The following is a 17,193-nucleotide window of genomic DNA, read 5'->3' as shown; positions in this document are numbered from 1 at the left end:
CCGTTGAGTTTGATCCAGATTCGTGATTCTAAGACTGTTAAGCTCCAATTGGGGTGCATTTCTCGCTAAAAGCATTTAGAAATAACCTCTGCAACTCTCTTATGTACATCTTTGAACATCCCCCATAATGGGGGCCCTCTCATTTCTCTGAGAACCTGCCCCCATAGGGTAAACCTCCGGGGGTGTGGGGGCGGAGCCCCCCAGTAATTCGAATAGAACGGGGTGCAGGGGTGGAACCCCGCATCTTCACACGGTTTCAAGATGGGCTGCAGTTGTCGAAGATCCTTCCAGGATACTTGATGATTTGGTCTACAGCCATGAGTCAGCGAATTTATCCTGCTTAAAGGCATCTCCCTCGGGGAAAAGCTTATAAGCCAACTCCCTCAATGCCCACCAGTGATTAAAACCACCTTTCTTGGAGGTGTTCGCAGTGGAAGCCAAGTTCGAGATACCCGTGTGCACATCATGCGGAAAGGAGATAACCCCTAGGGAGCACGCCACTCACTTCGTCTGCCCGAACTGCGGCGAGGAGATCATCTGGCGCTGCGAAAGCTGCAGGGTCCTCTCAGTCCCCTACAAGTGCCCGAAGTGCGGCTGGGAGGGGCCGTGAAGTCTGGAGGTGAAAAAGATGAGCGACTTCAACCTCGTTGGTGTTATTAAGGTCATGCCGACCGACCCGGATGTCAACCTCGACGAGCTCGAGGAGAAGCTGAAGGCCGTCATCCCCGAGAAGTTCGGCCTCGCCAAGGTCGAGCGCGAGCCGATTGCCTTCGGTCTCGTCGCCCTCAAGTTCTACGTCCTCGGAAGGGACGAGGAGGGCTACTCCTACGACGCCGTCGCCGACCTCTTCCGCGAGGTCGAGAACGTCGAGAGCGCGGAAGTTGAGACCGTCTCGAGGATCTGAATCCTCGGTTCCATTTCTATATCTTCCCTCCACCCTCAAGCTGCCCTTCTTATGGTCCCGGTGAGCGCAATCACCGCCAGTACCGTCCCGTACGCACCGATCCACGCCGCGCCTATCCCATCGATCCCCATCGGCCCCATGAGGGCGTAGCTGAGCCCCAGGAAGAGCCCAGCCTTGAGGACGTTGAGGAGGGCAACCTCCCTCACCCGCTTCTGGATGTTGAGGATGGTCACCGAGAAGTTCACCGGGACCACCAGGAAGGAACCCAGCATCATGAGCTTCAGAAGCCCAAAACCTGCCACGTACTCCTCCCCGAACAGCCCGAGCAGAAGCCCACCAAAAAACCACACGAAGCCGGTCGCGGCGGCAAGGTAAGCGTAGCTGACAAGCGTGGCCCTTTTGAGGGTTCCCCATACGTTCTCAAGCCCGTGGCTCCCCTCGACGAAGAAAGAGGTGTTCACCGCGTTGGGGACGAACATGAGCAGGTTCGCGACGGAGAATGCTATGTAGAAGTACGCCGCCTCCTCGCTCCCGAGGACCGTCAGAACAACCGTGGGCATCACGTAGTTCGGCGCCACGTTGGCGAGGTCGGCCACGTAGTTGCCGATGGAGAACGTGAGGGACTCCCTTAAAAACTCGGTATCCAGCCTTGGCCGCATCCACCCGGCGGAGGCCAGCCCGTAAACCGTCCCCAGAAGCAGGCCCAGGCCGAAGGAGGACACTATGCCCAGGGTGCCCAGGGAGACGAGGGCGAACAGGAAGGCGAACCTGGCTGAGAACAGTACGCTCTGGACAAAGCTGTGCTCCGCTTTCCTCCGGGCTATCGCGTAAATCGCGAGCACGTTGTAGGCTGTGGCGGCCAGGGAGAACAGCACGAAGAGGGCGAAGAACTCCGCCGAGAAAACGCCCTCAAACGACCCCATCCTCCCCGCGAGCAGCGCGTAGGTAGTGGAAACTGCGAGGGATGCGGCGAGGGTCGCGGCCAGCGCGCTGCCTATGACCCTCTCCCCGTAGCGGGGGTAGAACCTTATCATCGAGAAGTTCAGGCCGAGCATCGATATTGTGAAGACCAGGCTTATCGCTGATATCACGGCGGAGGCAGTCCCAACGTCGGACGGGGAATAGAGCCTCGCGGCAACGTTCCAGAACACAAATCCCGCGGCCGCGGTGACCATCATCGACAGGGATATGTAGAGGGAGTTCCTGTACAGGGGGTTTTTTACGTGCCCCAGAACTGAACTGAACAGCCGGCCGATCATCCCCATCTTCCCGCCCCGTTGGAATCACTGGGTGGACGATAAAAACATATCGGGCAGGGGCATCAAAGCCCCAAACTTAAACTCAGCTTCGGCCTCTTCCACTCGTCCAGAACCGAGCGGAGTTCCTCGTTCTCCACCCTGGAGTAGAGCTCGTCAAAGCGCTCCTTCGCACCGTCCTCCCCGCCCTTCCAGCGGGCAAGCTCGGCGATGGCCCTGAAGAAGTAAGCGGTGTCGTCCTCGAAGAGCTCCGCAAAGGACTCCATGTTCTCCGCGACAACGCCGTAGGAACCCTCGTTGAAGAGCCCCTCGATGAAATCAACCAGCGTGTCGAAGACCAGGCCAAAAATATCGTCGCTTACGTTTATGGCCTTTACAAGGGCGTCCCGTATGGCCCTGAAAGCCCTGTCGTACTCCTCCCTTCCGGCCAGTATCTCGGCCTCGACCAGCCTGGCGTTTATCTCGATCTCGTCCTCCCTCGGGTTCCTGAGAACCTCGTTTATCAGCGCCTCCGCCGCGTCATAGTCCCCGAGCTCGTACCTGAAGTGCGCAAGGTCGAGGAGGCTTATCATGTGGTTCTTCTCGTCCCGTATTCCCTCGAAGATTCCCCTCGCGCGCTCCATTAGCTCGATGGCCTTCTCGGTCTCGCCGAGCTCGTCGTAGTTCACCGCCAGGTTCGCCAGCGTGAGCGCTATCTCCCGCTCGTTCTTCAGAACCTCCTCCTCGAGTTTGAGGAGCTCCTTGTAGGTCTCTATCGCCTTATCCGGCATGCCGAAGTGCTCGTAGGCGTCCGCCAGATAGTAGAGCGCGGTGGCGTACTCCTCGGGGTCATCCTTCTTCCTCTCGGCCACCCTCCTGTAGAGCTCGATTCCTGCCTCGGCGTCGTCGAGGTGCGCGTAGACGTGGCCTATCTCGTGGGCCAGGTCGTAGGGATCCTCGCACTCCTCGGCGACCCCCTTGAGCCTCTCGAGCTCCTTTCTGAGGGTCTCCTCGTCCTCTATGGAGTCTATGTAATCGTCAAAGAGCTCCAGGAGCCTCTCACAGTCCTTCGCGGTGAGGGCATTTTCCCATTCGGCCTTGATATCGCCCATTTTCACATCACCGGGTTTCGGTTCGCCGAACGGGTTAAAAAGATATAGTCTCAAGGTCGTGTGTCTGAACGTCAGATTTTTGTTATAAATGCTGTCTAAATGACAGATATTTGTCACTATTTATCATGGGTGTGGTGTTTGTCGTCAGTGTGGTGGTCATGTGTTCATGAATAATTTGTCTATCTCGTCCAGAGGCCCAATTGTTCGCCTTGATGTTGCACAAACGACCGGTGGTTCAAGGGGAAGCATTATATCCCCCGCCGCCGTCTCAGTTGTTGGATAAATTATCCAAGGTGAGGGCTATGGAGACCGTAAAGCGTGACATCATTCAGGAGTACGCGGGCTGGAGCAGTCTGGACGTTCTGGAGAACGCAAACCGCTACCCCGGACCGACCGGATTCTTCGCCTACGTGATGGAGGAGGCTTTAACGGCGGGCATCTCGCTCGTCCCGAAGGAAGGCCGAGAGGCGCACTTCTCAGGGGACATCTACATCCACAAGCTACCATACAGCCTCTACATCCCCTACTGCACCGGCCACAGCACTGCGAGGCTCCTTGAAAAGGGCCTTAAGACGCCCACGATAGTCTCAAGACCGGCTAGGCACTTCGACACCTACGTCGACCACATAGCGAACTACCTCATAACGATGCAGCACTACTTCAGCGGCGCCCAGGCTTTGAGCTCGGTCGAGTGGTACGCCGGGTCCTTCATCAGGAAAGAAAGCCTGAACAGGCGCAAAATCAGACAGCAGATTCAGCGCTTGGTTTACAACCTCAACTACCCGAGCAGGGTGGGGATGCAATGTTTGTCTGAGGATACTGTCATACTAACCCCTTATGGATGGAAACGGTATAATGAAATAAATGTTGGTGATGTCATATACACATTCAACGTTGAGACCAGAAAAATAGAACCAAAGGTTGTCAGGCATGTTCACATATCCCACTATTCGGGTAAGATGTACAACCTACGGAACAGAACACAGGACCAGTTAATTTCCCCAAGGCATAGAGTTGTAAGAAAAGTCTTTAACTCGGACAGGTATACGCTTACTCCAATTGAGGAGGTCGTACAATTCAAATCTCCAGTTCCTATTCCCACACCTGCCGTTACCGAGCTAGAGAGTGATGGGGTTGAGATAGATGAGACATGGATAAAACTCCTTGCATGGATACTTTCTGAAGGTTCTATCGAAAAGAAATCCAAGGGAACAGCCCGAATAACTATAGTGCAATCTCCTGAGTCTCACCCAAAGGAATACCAAGAAATACTAGATATTTTGTCAAGGCTGGGGCTTGAGTATACTATAAGAGATGATCCTGGCTGGGGAAGCGCAAAGGCAATTCGCTTGAATTCTAAATCCTCGAGGATAGTCATGGAGAAGCTGGGAATAACCGAGAAAAAGCCTCCTCTATGGCTCTATCAGCTGAGCAGGGAGCAGGCCAAGGTTTTCATTGAGACATACGTTAAGGGAGATGGATACACTGAAAAGAGAGAGAACAGAGTCAGAATAACAACGACAGATAAGGAAATAAAAGATGCAATAGTTGCAGTTGCCATTCTTGCAGGATACAATGTTTCGATTTCAGTTAGAATACCAAATCTTCCCTCTAAGAAAGCCCAGTACATAATAACCCTAACAAAAACAGGGCACGAGTACATCCAAGAAATAAGAGAAGTCGATTATTCAGGAGTAATTTGGTCTGTTAATACGGAAAATGAGACAGTTATAGCAATGAGAAATGGCTCTGTGTTCATAACTGGGAATACGCCCTTCACCAACTTCACCGTAACGCTCGACGCTCCCAAGAAGATGCTCGATGGCGACCACGCGGTTTACGCGGGCGAGAAGGTCGAACCGCTCGGTGAGTACGAGAAGGAAGCCAAGGAGTTCTTCGTAGCCCTAACGGAGGTCCTCCGCGAGGGGGACGCGCTCGGCCAGCCCTTCACATTCCCGATTCCGACGCTGATGGTCACAGCCAAGATGCTCTGGGATGACCCGGAAGTCTTTGAGGCGGTCTTTGGGACGGCGTCGAAGCGCGGGAGCTTCTACTGGCTGAACACGAACGTTGTAGACCCGGACGCGAGCTACGCGATGTGTCTGTATGAGAACGAGAAGGTTCTCTACCGTGCTGACGGCGGTGTTGGAGTTGCACCCATAAAGGAGCTTTTCGAGCGCTTTGCCGGTGAGTTGGAGTCCAGAGAAGACGATGGAGCAGAATGGTACGGAGTGAGGGATGCCGTGGAGGTTCTCGCCGTTGACCTGGATGGTGGGAAAGTTAAATGGAAACCTGTTAAACGGTTCCTGAAAAAAGAGTATGGAAAAGCCATCAGAGTGCGTCTTTCTGATGGGAGAAGCTTTGTGGTATCCCCAGACCATCCAATTCCCGTATTGGTTAAGTATGATAACAGTGTCAGACTCATGAGGGCTGAAGAGTTAGCTAAGCGTTCTCTCAGCGGCTATGCATATCGCATACCAGTAGTCTTGACCGAGATTGAAGGGGAAAAGGCAAAACTTCAGCTTGAAGATGGACGTGAAATTGATGTCGATGATGACTTTGGGTACTTCCTCGGCCTGTTCTACGGCGACGGAACGTTTATAAGAAGCTCCAACATGGCCAGAAGAACTCGCGAAGAGAAGCACAGAGGAGGATATTACCTCAGCGGAATCCAGTTCTCTATAAACAGTGAGGAAAAGGACGTGAAGGAATTTCTCGTGCAGTTCTCGATAAATGTCCTTGGGAAGGAACCCAAAGTAAAAAGAGACCCCCGCTGGGAGAGTCTCACGTACGTGATAATATACGATGCCTACCTTGCTAGGGCGCTCTATGACGAAGGTGTAAGCGGGTTAAGTCACGAGAAGAGGATTCCTGGAGTAATCTGGCATGCTCCGGCAGGGGTGAGAAGGGCCTTCCTGAAGGGCCTCTTGCACAGCGACGGTTACTGGAGAAAGGGCGCTTGGGAGCTCCACATAAAAAACAGGGAGCTTGCTGAGGACGTTCTGACACTTGCAGCAATAACCAGGGGCTCTGCCTACTTCAGGGAGAACCGTGATGGTTCAGTTGTTGTTTACTTCCCAGGAAGCTGGGGAGAAGAGATAGGACGCCCAAGTGACGCAGTAAAGCATCGTGTGGACGGAAACCTCGCGTGGGTCACGGTTGTAGAGGTGGAGGAGATAGAAGTTAACGGAACCTTTTACGATGTGGAGGTTGAGGGTATCCACTACTTCACCCACAGCTCCGGAGTTGTTACTCACAACTGCTGCAGAATTGCCATCGACAAGACTGAGATGGCGTTCGCCTTCGGCGTCTCCGGGAAAAGCGCCGAGGAGGAAGCGCTGGAAAGGCTTGAGAGGGGACGTTTCGGCGGACTCTGGGCGATGCCTGACGTCACCGGCTCGGTTAACGTTACAACCGTGAACCTGCCAAGGCTCGCCCTCAAGGCGAACGGCGACGACAATAGGTTCTGGGAGGAGTACGAGAGGATTCTTGAAGTCGTGAGGAGGACAACGGACTGGTTCAGGGAGCGCTACGTGAGGCTTATCACAGCTTACCGGCACATGTACAGCATGATTCACCTCTACCTTCAGGAGTTTCCGAGCAGTCACTTCAACACCGTCGGAATCCTCGGCCTTCCTGAGGCGGCCGCGATTTACCTCAACGAGCCGGAGCTCTGGGAGGAGGGAACGAGAAAGGACTGGATGAAAGCGGCGGAGCTGATGAAGGAGATGGTGGAGTTCGCGACGGCAAAGGCGAGGGAGTGGATGCGCGAGAGCGGGACGCCCTGGAACGTCGAGGAGGTTCCCGGTGAGAGTGCTGCGGCGAAGCTCGCTATAAAAGACCTGCACGAGTTTCCGGAGCTTAGGGAGTACCTCAGCGACCCGGAGAACCCTATTTACTCGACCAGCGTGGCGCCCTACTACGGTTCCCTTGAACTGGCCGACAGGATACGGGTGGAGGAGAAAGTCCAGAGGAGCTTCACCGGTGGGGTTATGATGCACATATTCCTCGGGGAGGAGCCGGACCCTGAGGCCCTTGCAAAACTCACGAAAAGGCTCATGAGAACCCAGCTCGTCTACTGGAGCTACACTCCAGCGGTTACCGTCTGCAACGCCTGCGGCTACTCAACAACTGGTCTGCACACCCACTGCCCGCGCTGTGGAAGCGAGAACGTCGAGGTATGGAGCAGGATAATCGGCTACTACAGACCTCTCAAGAACTGGAACCCCTTCAGGAAGAAGGAGTTCTGGACGAGGAGGCACTACTCCTCTTGATTTCTTTTTGGAGGTGGTTAGATGCTCACGAGCGGGTGGAAGAGAGTCAGGATGGTGGACGTCCACGGCAGGGGAACCTTCACGCTCTGGCTCTGCGGGTGCAACCTTAAATGTCCGTTCTGCCACAACTGGCGCATAGCGAAGGGCCTTGACTGCTTCCCCCTCGATGAAAAAGCCCTCCTCGACGAGCTTGAGGCGAGCGCGTTTCTCATTGATTACTTCCACGTCACCGGAGGGGAGCCACTGATGCAGTGGAGAGAACTTAGCTCGCTCTTCGCCGGGGTTAAGCTCCTCGACGTTCCCATAAGCCTCAACACGAACCTCACCCTCATTGGCCCGCTGGAGAGGCTTTTAAAAGCCGGCCTCGTTGACCACGTAGCCACTGACCTCAAGGCACCACCCGAGCTCTACGGCCTCCCCGAAAAGCCCGCAAAAAAGCTCTGGGAGCTCTTCCTGAGGGGCCTTGGGGTCGTTTCGGACTACGGAATCCCGCTCGAACTCAGAATCCCCGTGGCGAGGGACTTTGACGCGTGGCCCTACATCGAGGAGGGTCTGAAGCGGATTGCGACGGACTTCTACGTCGTCCTGAACCCGCTCGTTGGAAAACCCCTGACGAACCCCAGGGACGAGGGTTGGTGCTCGGAACACTGCTGGCCGGAGGGGGAGGTCGAGGGACTGAAGGAGAGGCTGGAGGAGCTTGGTATTAAATTTTACGTAAACATGTGGACATAATTATTTTTGTTTTGGTGTTATCAAAAACCATAAGTTGGGAACCTGTTGTTTTAAAAAGTGTTAAAAGTTAGCTATATCTCTCGGATTTTGTATTACTAAATTGGAAATTAGTAGCACAGCGGTGGTGAGCATGATAACCTTCCGCAGAAAGGTGTTTTCAGTGCTTTTGGTCGGCGTCTTGCTCCTCACCGTCGTGGCGAGTGGCTGTATAAGCGGCAAGACCGCCACGACTACTCCCGCGTCCTCCTCCAGCCCAACGGAGACGGCTTCATCCCCGACAATAACCAACGCCCCCAAGTACCCGATAACCGTCACGGACTCCGCGGGAAGGGCCGTCACCATAGATAAGCCGCCCGGGAGGGTGATAGTGCTCTCCAGCTACTGGGCGGAGATACTCTGTGTCATCGGCGTCCAGGACAGGATAGTCGGCATAGGCAAGTACGTCCCCTACGACCCCTACCTCCCGGATGATGTGAAGAACAGAACCGTCGTTGGCAGCAACTTCAAGGGCCTCAACTGGGAGACCGTCGTCGGTTTGAATCCCGACCTTATAATAATCGACTGGTACGGCGGCAAGTACGCCGACGCCGAGACGATACAGAAGGCGGAAGAGCTCGGCATACCCGTCATAGCGCTCACTGCTGAGACCATCGAGGATAACGTGGAGGTCGTTGAACTCCTTGGAAAGGTCTTTGATAAAGAAGAGAAGGCCGGTGAACTGGCCGGATGGATGGAGGAGAAGCTCAGCGCCGTGAAGGAAACCGCCGCCCAGATTCCAGAGAGCGAGAGGAAGAACGCCCTCCTCATAAGCGCCCCCAAGGACATCGCGGGCCCCGTCACTGTCTACGCCAACGGAAGCGCGTGGGCGAGCATGGTGGAGCTCGTCGGTGCCCACAACTTAGCTTTCGACATGACCTTCGACACCCAGTGGCCCAAGCTCGACATCGAGAAGATAATTGCCTACTGGGGCAAAGACACGGACGTTTTAATCGTGACGTCATTCAGCCAGGACAGGCTTGAGGACGCCGTAAACGGCATTAAAAATGACTCAAGGTGGCAGGAAATCAAGGCTGCGAAAGAAGGACACGTCTGCGGCATCCTCGCAGGTTCAAAGGGCTACCTCGACTGGGGCCCGAGGATAATAGTCGGCCTCTACCAGATGGCCAACATAGTCTACCCCGACCGCTACCAGAGCTGGGAGTCGGTCAGAGACGAGCTGATTGAGAAGTTCTACAGCCCGTTCTACCAGGGTGGATGAGCATGAGGAAGGCACTCTACCTCTCCTTTTTGCTCTCCCCGGTTCTTGCCCTCATCGTAAGTCTGTGTATAGGAACCTATCCAATTCCCCCCTCCGCCGTAGTGAGCATGGTGCTCCTTAAAGGGGCTCAGATCATCTCCGAAGTTTTGAAAACCTTAACCCTCGGGAAGGTATCCCTCTCCGTCACAATCCCCTACCCGAGCGTTTACCAGACCATACTCTTTGAGATACGCCTCCCCCGCGTCTTGATGGCCATGCTCGTTGGTTCTGCCCTTGCCATTTCGGGCGCCGTCCTGCAGGCCATATTCAGGAACCCCCTCGTCAACAGCTACATCCTCGGCATCTCTTCCGGAGCCGCATTCGGTGCGGCTTTGGCTATAGGCCTCTCCGTTGGCGTAGGGGTGACTCCTTCAGCGTTCGCCTTCGCGCTCCTCGCGGTCTTCATAACGACCTCGCTGGCGAGGGTCGGCGGAAGGATAACCCCAGTCTCGCTCGTACTCGCTGGAATCATAGTCAACGCCTTCTTCTCAGCTTTAACGTCCCTCCTCAAGTTCCTCATGGAGCACGACAAGCTGGCGAGCATCGTCTACTGGCTCATGGGGAGCTTCGCCAACTCGGACTGGGGCTCGGTTAGGGTGGCCTTCCCGGTGATCCTCGTCGGCTGTTTCTTGATATACTCAATGCGCTGGCAGCTGAACGTGCTCTCCTTCGGTGAAGAGGCTAAAATCGTGGGTGTCGAGACCGAGAAGCTGAAGTTTGTCTTCATAGTCGTCGTCTCCATGATAACGGCCGTTTCCATAGCCTTCTGCGGTATAATCGGGTGGGTCGGGCTGATGATACCACACATAGTGAGGATGGCCTTTGGCCCGGACCACAAGACCTTGATACCCCTGACGATAACCCTCGGGGCTTCGTTTATGGCCCTAGCAGATACGCTCGCGAGGTCTGTGGCGACCTACGAGATACCGATTGGTATAATAACGACCCTCCTTGGAATTCCCTTCTTCGCTTACCTGCTTAGGAAGACGGGCGGTGGATGGGATGCTTGAGGTCAGAGGCCTGTCGTTCAGCTACGGTGATTTCAGCATCGAAGGGGTCACCCTCGAGGTGAAGGAAGGGGAAGTTGTGACGCTCCTCGGCCCTAACGGAAGCGGGAAGACCACCATACTGAAGGCCATCTACGGCCTGCTGAAGCCAAAGGAGAGGTGCGTCTTCATTGAGGGGCGGGACTTCCATGAACTGCCCATCAGGGAGAGGGCCAAGCTGGCCGGCTACGTCCCCCAGTCCCACACGCCGCCCTTCCCCTACACGGTTCTGGACGTGGTCGTCACGGGTTTGGCTTCCCAGCTCGGCCCCTTTGAGAGCCCTGGAAATGAGCACTACGAGAAGGCCCTCGAAAAGCTCAGACTTCTTGGACTCGAGCGCTTTAAGGATAAACCTTACACCCAGCTGAGCGGCGGTCAGATGCAGCTGGTTCTGATAGCGAGGGCCCTCGTCCAGGAGCCGAGGGTTCTGCTCCTCGACGAGCCAACGGCTCACCTTGACTTCAAGAATCAGGTCAAAGTCCTCGGGATAGTCAAGAGGCTCGCACGGAAGGAGGGCATCTCGGCCATCATGACGCTCCACGACCCCAACTTGGCCTCCCTCTACTCCGACAGGATAGCCCTCGTCAAGGAGGGCAGGATTCGGGCCGTCGGGAGGCCGCATGAAGTCCTGCGGGAGGAGATACTCCGCGATGTCTACGGCGTCCCCGTGTGCGTCCTTGAGTTCGACGGCTTCAGGCTCATACTCCCCAGAACGGAGGTGATTCAATGATATGCTTCATCTTAGGATACGGCGCGAGGCCCCTACCCCTGCTGAGGGAGATACTTGAGGAGGAGAGAATAGATGGGCTCGTGCTCACCGACCAGAACTGCGAGAGGGAGCTGGAGAGGATAGAGAAATCGGATGTAATCTTCATCTACGCCCACGGGCTTCCTGAAATAGTGGAGGAGAGGATTAAAGAAAGCAGAGCTAAAGTCATCGCCTGCGCCGGCCTGGAGGGCCTGGCAAACGTCCCGGAGGAGTTTCTGATAAAGGCCAAGACCTACTACGTCCTTGGGGGTGAAAAGAACCTGAGGAACCTGGTCAGGTTCCTTGCGAGCCTCGCTGGAGCGGAGATTGATTACGAAGCTCCCCAGGAGGTGCCGATGCACGGCATCTATCACCCTGAACTGGGCCTTTTTGAAAGCCTGGACGAATACCTGAAAGCCTACGGGAAGAGGCCCCTCATTGGAGTTCTCTTCTGGAGGAGTGCCTGGCTTTACAAGGAGTTCAGACCAATTGGAGAGCTCATCAAGGCCCTTGAGGGGGAAGGCTTTGGGGTAGTCCCGGTCTTCACCTACGGAAAAGACTCAAGGACGGGGCTTGGGAGGGAGAAGAGCGAGGCCGTTGAGGAGTTCTTCATGAAGGATGGAAAGCCGGTTGTAGAAGCTCTGGTGAGCTTAATCTCCTTCGGCACGGTCGAGCTGAAGAACCTGGGGAGGCTCAACGTCCCGGTCTTCGCCCCGATAAGGTCCTACTACCAGTCCCTTGAGGATTGGAAGAAAAGCGAGAAGGGCGTTGACTACATGACTCAGGTCTATGGGGTAATAATTCCGGAAGTTGCGGGTGCAATTGAGCCGATTTTCATAGCCGGAACCAGAAACATTGAGGGCTACAAGAGGGGCGAGCCCTATGAAGAGCACATGAGGTACCTGGCCAGAAGGGTGAAGAAGTGGATTGAGCTCAGGAAGAAGCCCAAGGATGAAGTTAGGATAGCAATCGTTTTGATAAACCCGCCGTGCAAAGGCCTTGAGGCAAACGTCGCCGTTGGCTTCGGCCTGGATGTTCCCGAGAGCATCGTCAGACTTCTGCAGGGGCTCAAAGAAGAAGGCTACTACGTTGGCGAAGACCTGCCGGAGAACGGTGAAGAGCTGATAAAGCTTATCCTGGAGAGGAAGGCTATAAGCGAGTTCAGGTGGACGAGCGTTGAGGAGATCGTCAAAAGCGGAGGAGCAATTGACTTCGTGGGCCTGGAGGAGTATCTGGAGTGGTTCAACGAGCTGCCGGAGGACTTGAGGGAAAGAATCGTCAGGGACTGGGGAAGACCTGAGGATGTCCTGGCTGGAAAAGTTGACAAAGCGCTGGTTGGTATGGTCCACGACGGAAAGTTCGTCGTCCCGGGGATAAGGTTTGGAAACGTCTTCATAACCCCCCAGCCCAAGTTCGGCTGCGCCGGGGCCAGGTGCGACGGAAAAGTTTGTAGAATTTTGCATGACCCAAGGATAGTCCCACCGCACCAGTGGTGGGCCGTTTACAGGTGGATAACGCGGAAATTCAAGGCTGATGTAATAGTTCACTTCGGAACCCACGGCTACCTTGAATTCAGGCCCGGAAAAGGCGTTGGGCTCTCCCCCTCGTGTGTTCCTGAGGCGAGCCTGGACGACGTTCCTCACCTCTACGTTTATGCTGTCTCCAACCCGATGGAGGGAGTCATTGCCAAGAGGAGAAGCTACGCAGCGCTTGTAGACCACATCTACCCCCCGATGGGAATGGCGGAGGTTCTGGACGATTTGGACTCCCTCCTGACCCAGTATGCAAAGGCTAAGAACTTGGGAGACGAGGCAAGGAGAAAGAAGATTTACGAGCAGATTCTTGAGAAGGCCAAAGAAAACAGGCTGAGAATAGCGGACCCGGAAAGTGAAGAGCAGACGATAGAGGAAATCCACCGCTACGTTGAGCTGATGAGGGGCTCCCAGATAAACCTCGGCCTGCACATCTTCGGCTATCCGCCAGAGGAGCCCGAGAGGCTGGCAGAATACGTTGCCACTGCAATGGCCTATGATTCCTACGCTTCCCCTTCGATTAGGAGAGTCATAGCCGAGGCAGTAGACCTGGACTACGATGAGATGAAAAAGAACCCCCTGGGAACTACAAACGGGTTCACGAACAGAGAACTGTTGGAAATCTTCCACAAGATAGCAGTCAAGAGCCTGGAGCGTTTGCTTAAGGGAGAAGGCTTTGAAGTCATTGGGGAAGAAATTGAGAAGTTTGGATTTAAAGTCAAGAAGAAAGAAAAGCTTGAAGAAACGTTTAGAAAAGCCCTGGAAGTTGGGGAGAAAATAATTGAGTGTAAAAAGGAGCACGAAGGATTCTTGAAGGGACTGAGTGGAGAATACGTTGAACCCGGCCCCTCAGGCGCGATAACGAGGGGGAAGTTCGAAATTCTGCCAACGGGAAGGAACTTCTATGCAGTTGATCCAAGGACTCTGCCGACTAAAGCGGCGTGGCAGGTAGGGATTGAAACCGCGGAGAAGCTCCTGGAGGAATACAGGAAAAAGCACGGAAAATACCCGGAAAGCGTCGGACAGGTTCTCTGGAGCATAGACGGTTATAAGGCGGATGGAGAGCAGATGGCCCAGATTCTGTACCTGATTGGAGTCAGACCGGTTTGGAAGGGGGACGTGGTTGCCGGGCTTGAAGTCATACCTCTGGAGGAGCTCGGAAGGCCGAGGATTGACGTTCTGGTGAGGATAAGCGGAATCGTGAGGGACACGCTGCCGAACTATATCTACCTGATTGACGAGGCCATAGAGAAGGTCGTTACGCTGGATGAGCCCTTGGAGATGAACTACACTAGAAAGCACTACGTTGGGCACATCAAAAAGCTCATTGAGCTCGGAAAGAGCTTTGAGGAAGCACGGAGGTTCGCAAGGTTTAGGGTTTTCTCGGCCCCACCGGGTGCCTACGGGGCTGGAGTGAATTTAGCGGTTGAATCATCGGGCTGGGGGAGTGACGAGGACTTAGCTAAGGTGTGGATTCAGTGGAGCGGCTATGCCTACGGAAAGGATACCTTTGGCGTTGAAGCATATGACTCGCTGGTTCTGAGCCTAAAAGAGGTGGACGTAATCAACAGAAACCACATAAGCGACGAGCACGACCCGACGAACTGCTGCTGCTATTTTGCCCATCACGGAGGGTTCAAGGCCGCAGTTGATGCCCTAACCGGCAAGAACGCTGAAGTGGTTCAGACGGACACGAGGGACATAAGCGATACCAAAATCGTTGACATGAAAGTTGAGCTCGAGAGGGTCGTCAGAGCAAAGCTCCTCAACGAGCGGTGGATTGAGGAGATGAAGAAGCACGGCTACCGGGGGGCGAGCGAGTTCTCCAAGAAGATCAACCACATATACGGCTGGGAGGCGACAACAAAGCTCGTTGAAGACTGGGTTTTTGACGAGATAGCAGGGAAATACGTTCTGGATGAAGAGATGAGAAAATGGTTCGAGGAACACAACCCCTACGCCATCGAGGAGATCGCGAGAAGGCTGATTGAAGCCTATGAGCGCGGCCTGTGGGAGACGAGTGAGGAGCTCATTGAAAGGCTCATGGAGGTTTATTCGGAAATCGAAGGAATTCTGGAAGAAAGCCTTGGTGAAGGGGAAGTCCAGGGCGGGACGATTGAAATCTACACGGCTGAAGACGACGAACACTGGAGTGAAAACATGAGGGAGGTGGAGGGAATATGGAGCCTCGTGAAAAACGATTAGTCTTCCCGTTCTCCGCAATAGTCGGGCAGGAAAAGGCCAAGCTGGCACTGCTGGCCGTGGCCGTTAATCCACTGATTGGTGGTGTCCTGCTTAAAGGAGATAAGGGAACGGGAAAATCGACCTTAGTTAGGGCTCTGGCCAACGTCTTGCCCGAGATTGAAGTTGTGGCGGACTGTCCCTTCAACTGCAATCCGGGGAACCCGCTGGAGATGTGCGACAGCTGTTATGAGAGGTATGAGCGGGGAGAAGGACTGCCAGTGGCAAAGAGGAAGATGCGCGTTGTGGACCTGCCCCTCAGTGTTACCATAGACAGGCTCGTTGGAACCGTTGATGTGGAGCGCTTTTTAAAGGAGGGCAAAAAAGCTCTGCAGCCGGGAATACTAGCGGAAGCAAACAGAAACGTGCTCTACATTGATGAGGTCAACCTCCTGGACGACTACATAGCCGATTCACTCTTAGATGCTGCAGCAATGGGATGGAACACTATAGAGAGGGAGGGAATCTCCTTCAGGCATCCGGCGAGGTTCATCCTGGTTGGAAGCATGAACCCAGAGGAAGGCGAGCTCAGACCGCAGATCCTCGACAGGTTCGGTTTATGCGTTGAAGTTTCAGCACCTATGAACCCGGAGGAGAGGATAGAGATAGTCAAGCGCGTTGAGGAGTTCCATGAAGACCCCATAAACTTCTACAAAAAATATGAGAGCGAAGAGAAGAAGCTCACGGAGAGGATCGTTAAGGCGAGGGAGGTTCTGCCGAAGGTCGAGATAAGCGACGATTTGCTGAAGCTTTTGGCTGAAACGGTCGTTAACCTGGGAATCAAAACCAACAGGGCCGAGATAGCCACGATAAAGACGGCCAAAGCGATAGCCGCCCTAAACGGGAGGAGAAGGGTCTCACTGGAAGACTTAGAAAAAGCTATGGAATTAGCTTTACCGCACCGCCTGAGGGACAGGCCGTTCCAAAAGCCGCCCCAGATGAGGCCCCCAAAGCCTAAAGATGATAGGGAGCACAATCAAGATCATAAGCACCACCACAAGCATGAGCACAAGAAGGGAGAAAAAAGTGGAAGCGCTCGAAGTCGAGGAACTGGAAACTTAGAGCAGAATTTTCGCTCGAGCGAGGCTAAAATCCCGGGGATAGAAAGCAAAAACTTTGATGGAGGCGAATTCACGGGATACCGGTCCTCAAGGGACGTCAGCGTTACAGTAATAAACTTCCCCAAAGGCGTTCCAGTTTCGTATCTCCCACCAACCAACGGCAAAATTAAAGACGTTGATTTTTACAACTCTCTGGTTTGGGCAGCTCTGAATGGAAAAAAGCCTCCAATAAAGCTTAATTTAAAGGACGTTCGTGTTAGGGTCAGGAAGGCAAAGGCACCAACGCTCTGGGTTTTGCTCCTGGATTCGAGCGGAAGCATGGCCGTGCAGAAGAGGATAAGCATTGCGAAGGGAATAGCGGAGAAATTGGTTGAGAACGGCTACATCAAAAAGTCAAAGATGGCCATGATCGTTGCGAAAGGTAACCAGGCGGAGATATTTGTTCCACCCACTAAGAACTACTGGGAAGTGCTTGAGAAAATAGAGAGCGTTCCGACTGGAGGGAGGACACCTTTAAGCTCTGCCCTCTACAATCTTTTGCTTTTGGCGAACAGGGAGAGGATGAAGGACCGGTCGGTCAAGGTGAGGGCTTTTCTAATAACCGACGGAAAGGCAAACGTGCCGCTCTTTGGAAGGAGGATTAAGGAGGAAATAACGGAGCTTGCCAGGGCGCTGAAAAAGAGGGAGATTGAGCTCACGGTTTATGACACGAGAGGAAGGGGGATAAGCCCGGGCCTGTCCTATGTCCCCATCCTGGAGCGGGTTGCCGGGGCAAAGGTGCATAAAGTTTAGCCCCCGAAGCGTTCTGTAGCTGGAAGAACGGCTGTGCCGGGGTGGGAGAGAAGACTGAACAGCTGGTGGCTCTGATTTCCTAAAACTTTCCCCTTCGGGTGTACCGGGCTGCCGCACTAGTGCGGCCAAGAAACCGAAAAATTTATAAATAAGCCAAAGGAACCATAGACCGGAAACACTAATTGTAACTAAAAGCTCTCATTGGTGGAAAACAAAAGC

General features: G+C 54.2%; 11 protein-coding genes. 9 read left to right on the top strand and 2 right to left on the bottom strand.

Features of this window, described 5'->3' with window-relative positions:
* Positions 1 to 430: 430 nt before the first annotated feature.
* On the top strand, positions 431 to 610 hold the full coding sequence (locus GQS_RS05955) for a zinc finger domain-containing protein (RefSeq protein WP_012572828.1): 180 nt from the start codon (positions 431 to 433) through the stop codon (positions 608 to 610).
* A gap of 18 nt (positions 611 to 628) precedes the next feature.
* Entirely contained in the window at positions 629 to 904 is a 276-nt protein-coding gene (locus GQS_RS05950) for an elongation factor 1-beta (protein WP_014012768.1), read from the top strand.
* A 35-nt stretch (positions 905 to 939) separates the two neighbouring features.
* Here GQS_RS05950 and GQS_RS05945 read toward each other — a convergent pair whose 3' ends face one another.
* Both GQS_RS05945 and GQS_RS05940 read right to left on the bottom strand, forming a co-directional pair.
* The gene (locus GQS_RS05945) at positions 940 to 2,169 is read right to left on the bottom strand and encodes a lipopolysaccharide biosynthesis protein (protein ID WP_238515711.1); all 1,230 of its coding nucleotides are present in this window, start codon (positions 2,167 to 2,169) and stop codon (positions 940 to 942) included.
* Between the two features lie 56 nt (positions 2,170 to 2,225).
* A complete protein-coding gene (locus GQS_RS05940; protein WP_014012766.1) occupies positions 2,226 to 3,251 on the bottom strand; it encodes a tetratricopeptide repeat protein in 1,026 nt (341 codons plus the stop codon).
* A 302-nt stretch (positions 3,252 to 3,553) separates the two neighbouring features.
* Between GQS_RS05940 and GQS_RS11055 the strand changes: the two genes are divergently transcribed.
* From GQS_RS11055 to GQS_RS05905, 7 genes are all read left to right on the top strand, one after another.
* Entirely contained in the window at positions 3,554 to 7,525 is a 3,972-nt protein-coding gene (locus tag GQS_RS11055; protein ID WP_014012765.1) for an anaerobic ribonucleoside triphosphate reductase, read from the top strand.
* Positions 7,526 to 7,546: 21 nt separating this feature from the next.
* Positions 7,547 to 8,257: an anaerobic ribonucleoside-triphosphate reductase activating protein gene (locus GQS_RS05930; protein WP_014012764.1), complete on the top strand. Its 711-nt coding sequence runs from the start codon at positions 7,547 to 7,549 to the stop codon at positions 8,255 to 8,257.
* 130 nt (positions 8,258 to 8,387) lie between these two features.
* The gene (locus GQS_RS05925; protein ID WP_014012763.1) at positions 8,388 to 9,515 is read left to right on the top strand and encodes an ABC transporter substrate-binding protein; all 1,128 of its coding nucleotides are present in this window, start codon (positions 8,388 to 8,390) and stop codon (positions 9,513 to 9,515) included.
* A gap of 2 nt (positions 9,516 to 9,517) precedes the next feature.
* The gene (locus tag GQS_RS05920) at positions 9,518 to 10,564 is read left to right on the top strand and encodes an iron ABC transporter permease (RefSeq protein ID WP_014012762.1); all 1,047 of its coding nucleotides are present in this window, start codon (positions 9,518 to 9,520) and stop codon (positions 10,562 to 10,564) included.
* Complete coding sequence (locus GQS_RS05915) at positions 10,557 to 11,330, top strand: ABC transporter ATP-binding protein (protein WP_014012761.1); 774 nt, start codon at positions 10,557 to 10,559, stop codon at positions 11,328 to 11,330. Before GQS_RS05920 ends, GQS_RS05915 begins: the two co-directional genes overlap by 8 nt.
* A complete protein-coding gene (locus tag GQS_RS05910) occupies positions 11,327 to 15,085 on the top strand; it encodes a cobaltochelatase subunit CobN (RefSeq protein ID WP_014012760.1) in 3,759 nt (1,252 codons plus the stop codon). The genes GQS_RS05915 and GQS_RS05910 overlap by 4 nt, the downstream gene beginning before the upstream one ends.
* Positions 15,061 to 16,974 (top strand): VWA domain-containing protein, encoded by a 1,914-nt coding sequence (locus tag GQS_RS05905; RefSeq protein ID WP_014012759.1) that lies wholly within the window; start codon positions 15,061 to 15,063, stop codon positions 16,972 to 16,974. The genes GQS_RS05910 and GQS_RS05905 overlap by 25 nt, the downstream gene beginning before the upstream one ends.
* Positions 16,975 to 17,193: the final 219 nt, after the last annotated feature.

Origin of the sequence: Thermococcus sp. 4557 (genome assembly GCF_000221185.1) — an archaeon.
Taxonomy (GTDB): domain Archaea; phylum Methanobacteriota_B; class Thermococci; order Thermococcales; family Thermococcaceae; genus Thermococcus.
This window is presented reverse-complemented; position numbering and strand designations above follow the sequence as displayed.

What these genes read in the sequence shown, in the direction of transcription:
- GQS_RS05950 (WP_014012768.1), top strand. Translation starts at nt 629, where the DNA reads ATGAGCGACTTCAACCTCGTTGGTGTTATTAAGGTCATGCCGACCGAC.
- GQS_RS05945 (WP_238515711.1), bottom strand. Translation starts at nt 2,169, where the DNA reads ATGGGGATGATCGGCCGGCTGTTCAGTTCAGTTCTGGGGCACGTAAAA.
- GQS_RS05940 (WP_014012766.1), bottom strand. Translation starts at nt 3,251, where the DNA reads ATGGGCGATATCAAGGCCGAATGGGAAAATGCCCTCACCGCGAAGGAC.
- GQS_RS11055 (WP_014012765.1), top strand. Translation starts at nt 3,554, where the DNA reads ATGGAGACCGTAAAGCGTGACATCATTCAGGAGTACGCGGGCTGGAGC.
- GQS_RS05930 (WP_014012764.1), top strand. Translation starts at nt 7,547, where the DNA reads ATGCTCACGAGCGGGTGGAAGAGAGTCAGGATGGTGGACGTCCACGGC.
- GQS_RS05925 (WP_014012763.1), top strand. Translation starts at nt 8,388, where the DNA reads ATGATAACCTTCCGCAGAAAGGTGTTTTCAGTGCTTTTGGTCGGCGTC.
- GQS_RS05920 (WP_014012762.1), top strand. Translation starts at nt 9,518, where the DNA reads ATGAGGAAGGCACTCTACCTCTCCTTTTTGCTCTCCCCGGTTCTTGCC.
- GQS_RS05915 (WP_014012761.1), top strand. Translation starts at nt 10,557, where the DNA reads ATGCTTGAGGTCAGAGGCCTGTCGTTCAGCTACGGTGATTTCAGCATC.
- GQS_RS05910 (WP_014012760.1), top strand. Translation starts at nt 11,327, where the DNA reads ATGATATGCTTCATCTTAGGATACGGCGCGAGGCCCCTACCCCTGCTG.
- GQS_RS05905 (WP_014012759.1), top strand. Translation starts at nt 15,061, where the DNA reads ATGGAGCCTCGTGAAAAACGATTAGTCTTCCCGTTCTCCGCAATAGTC.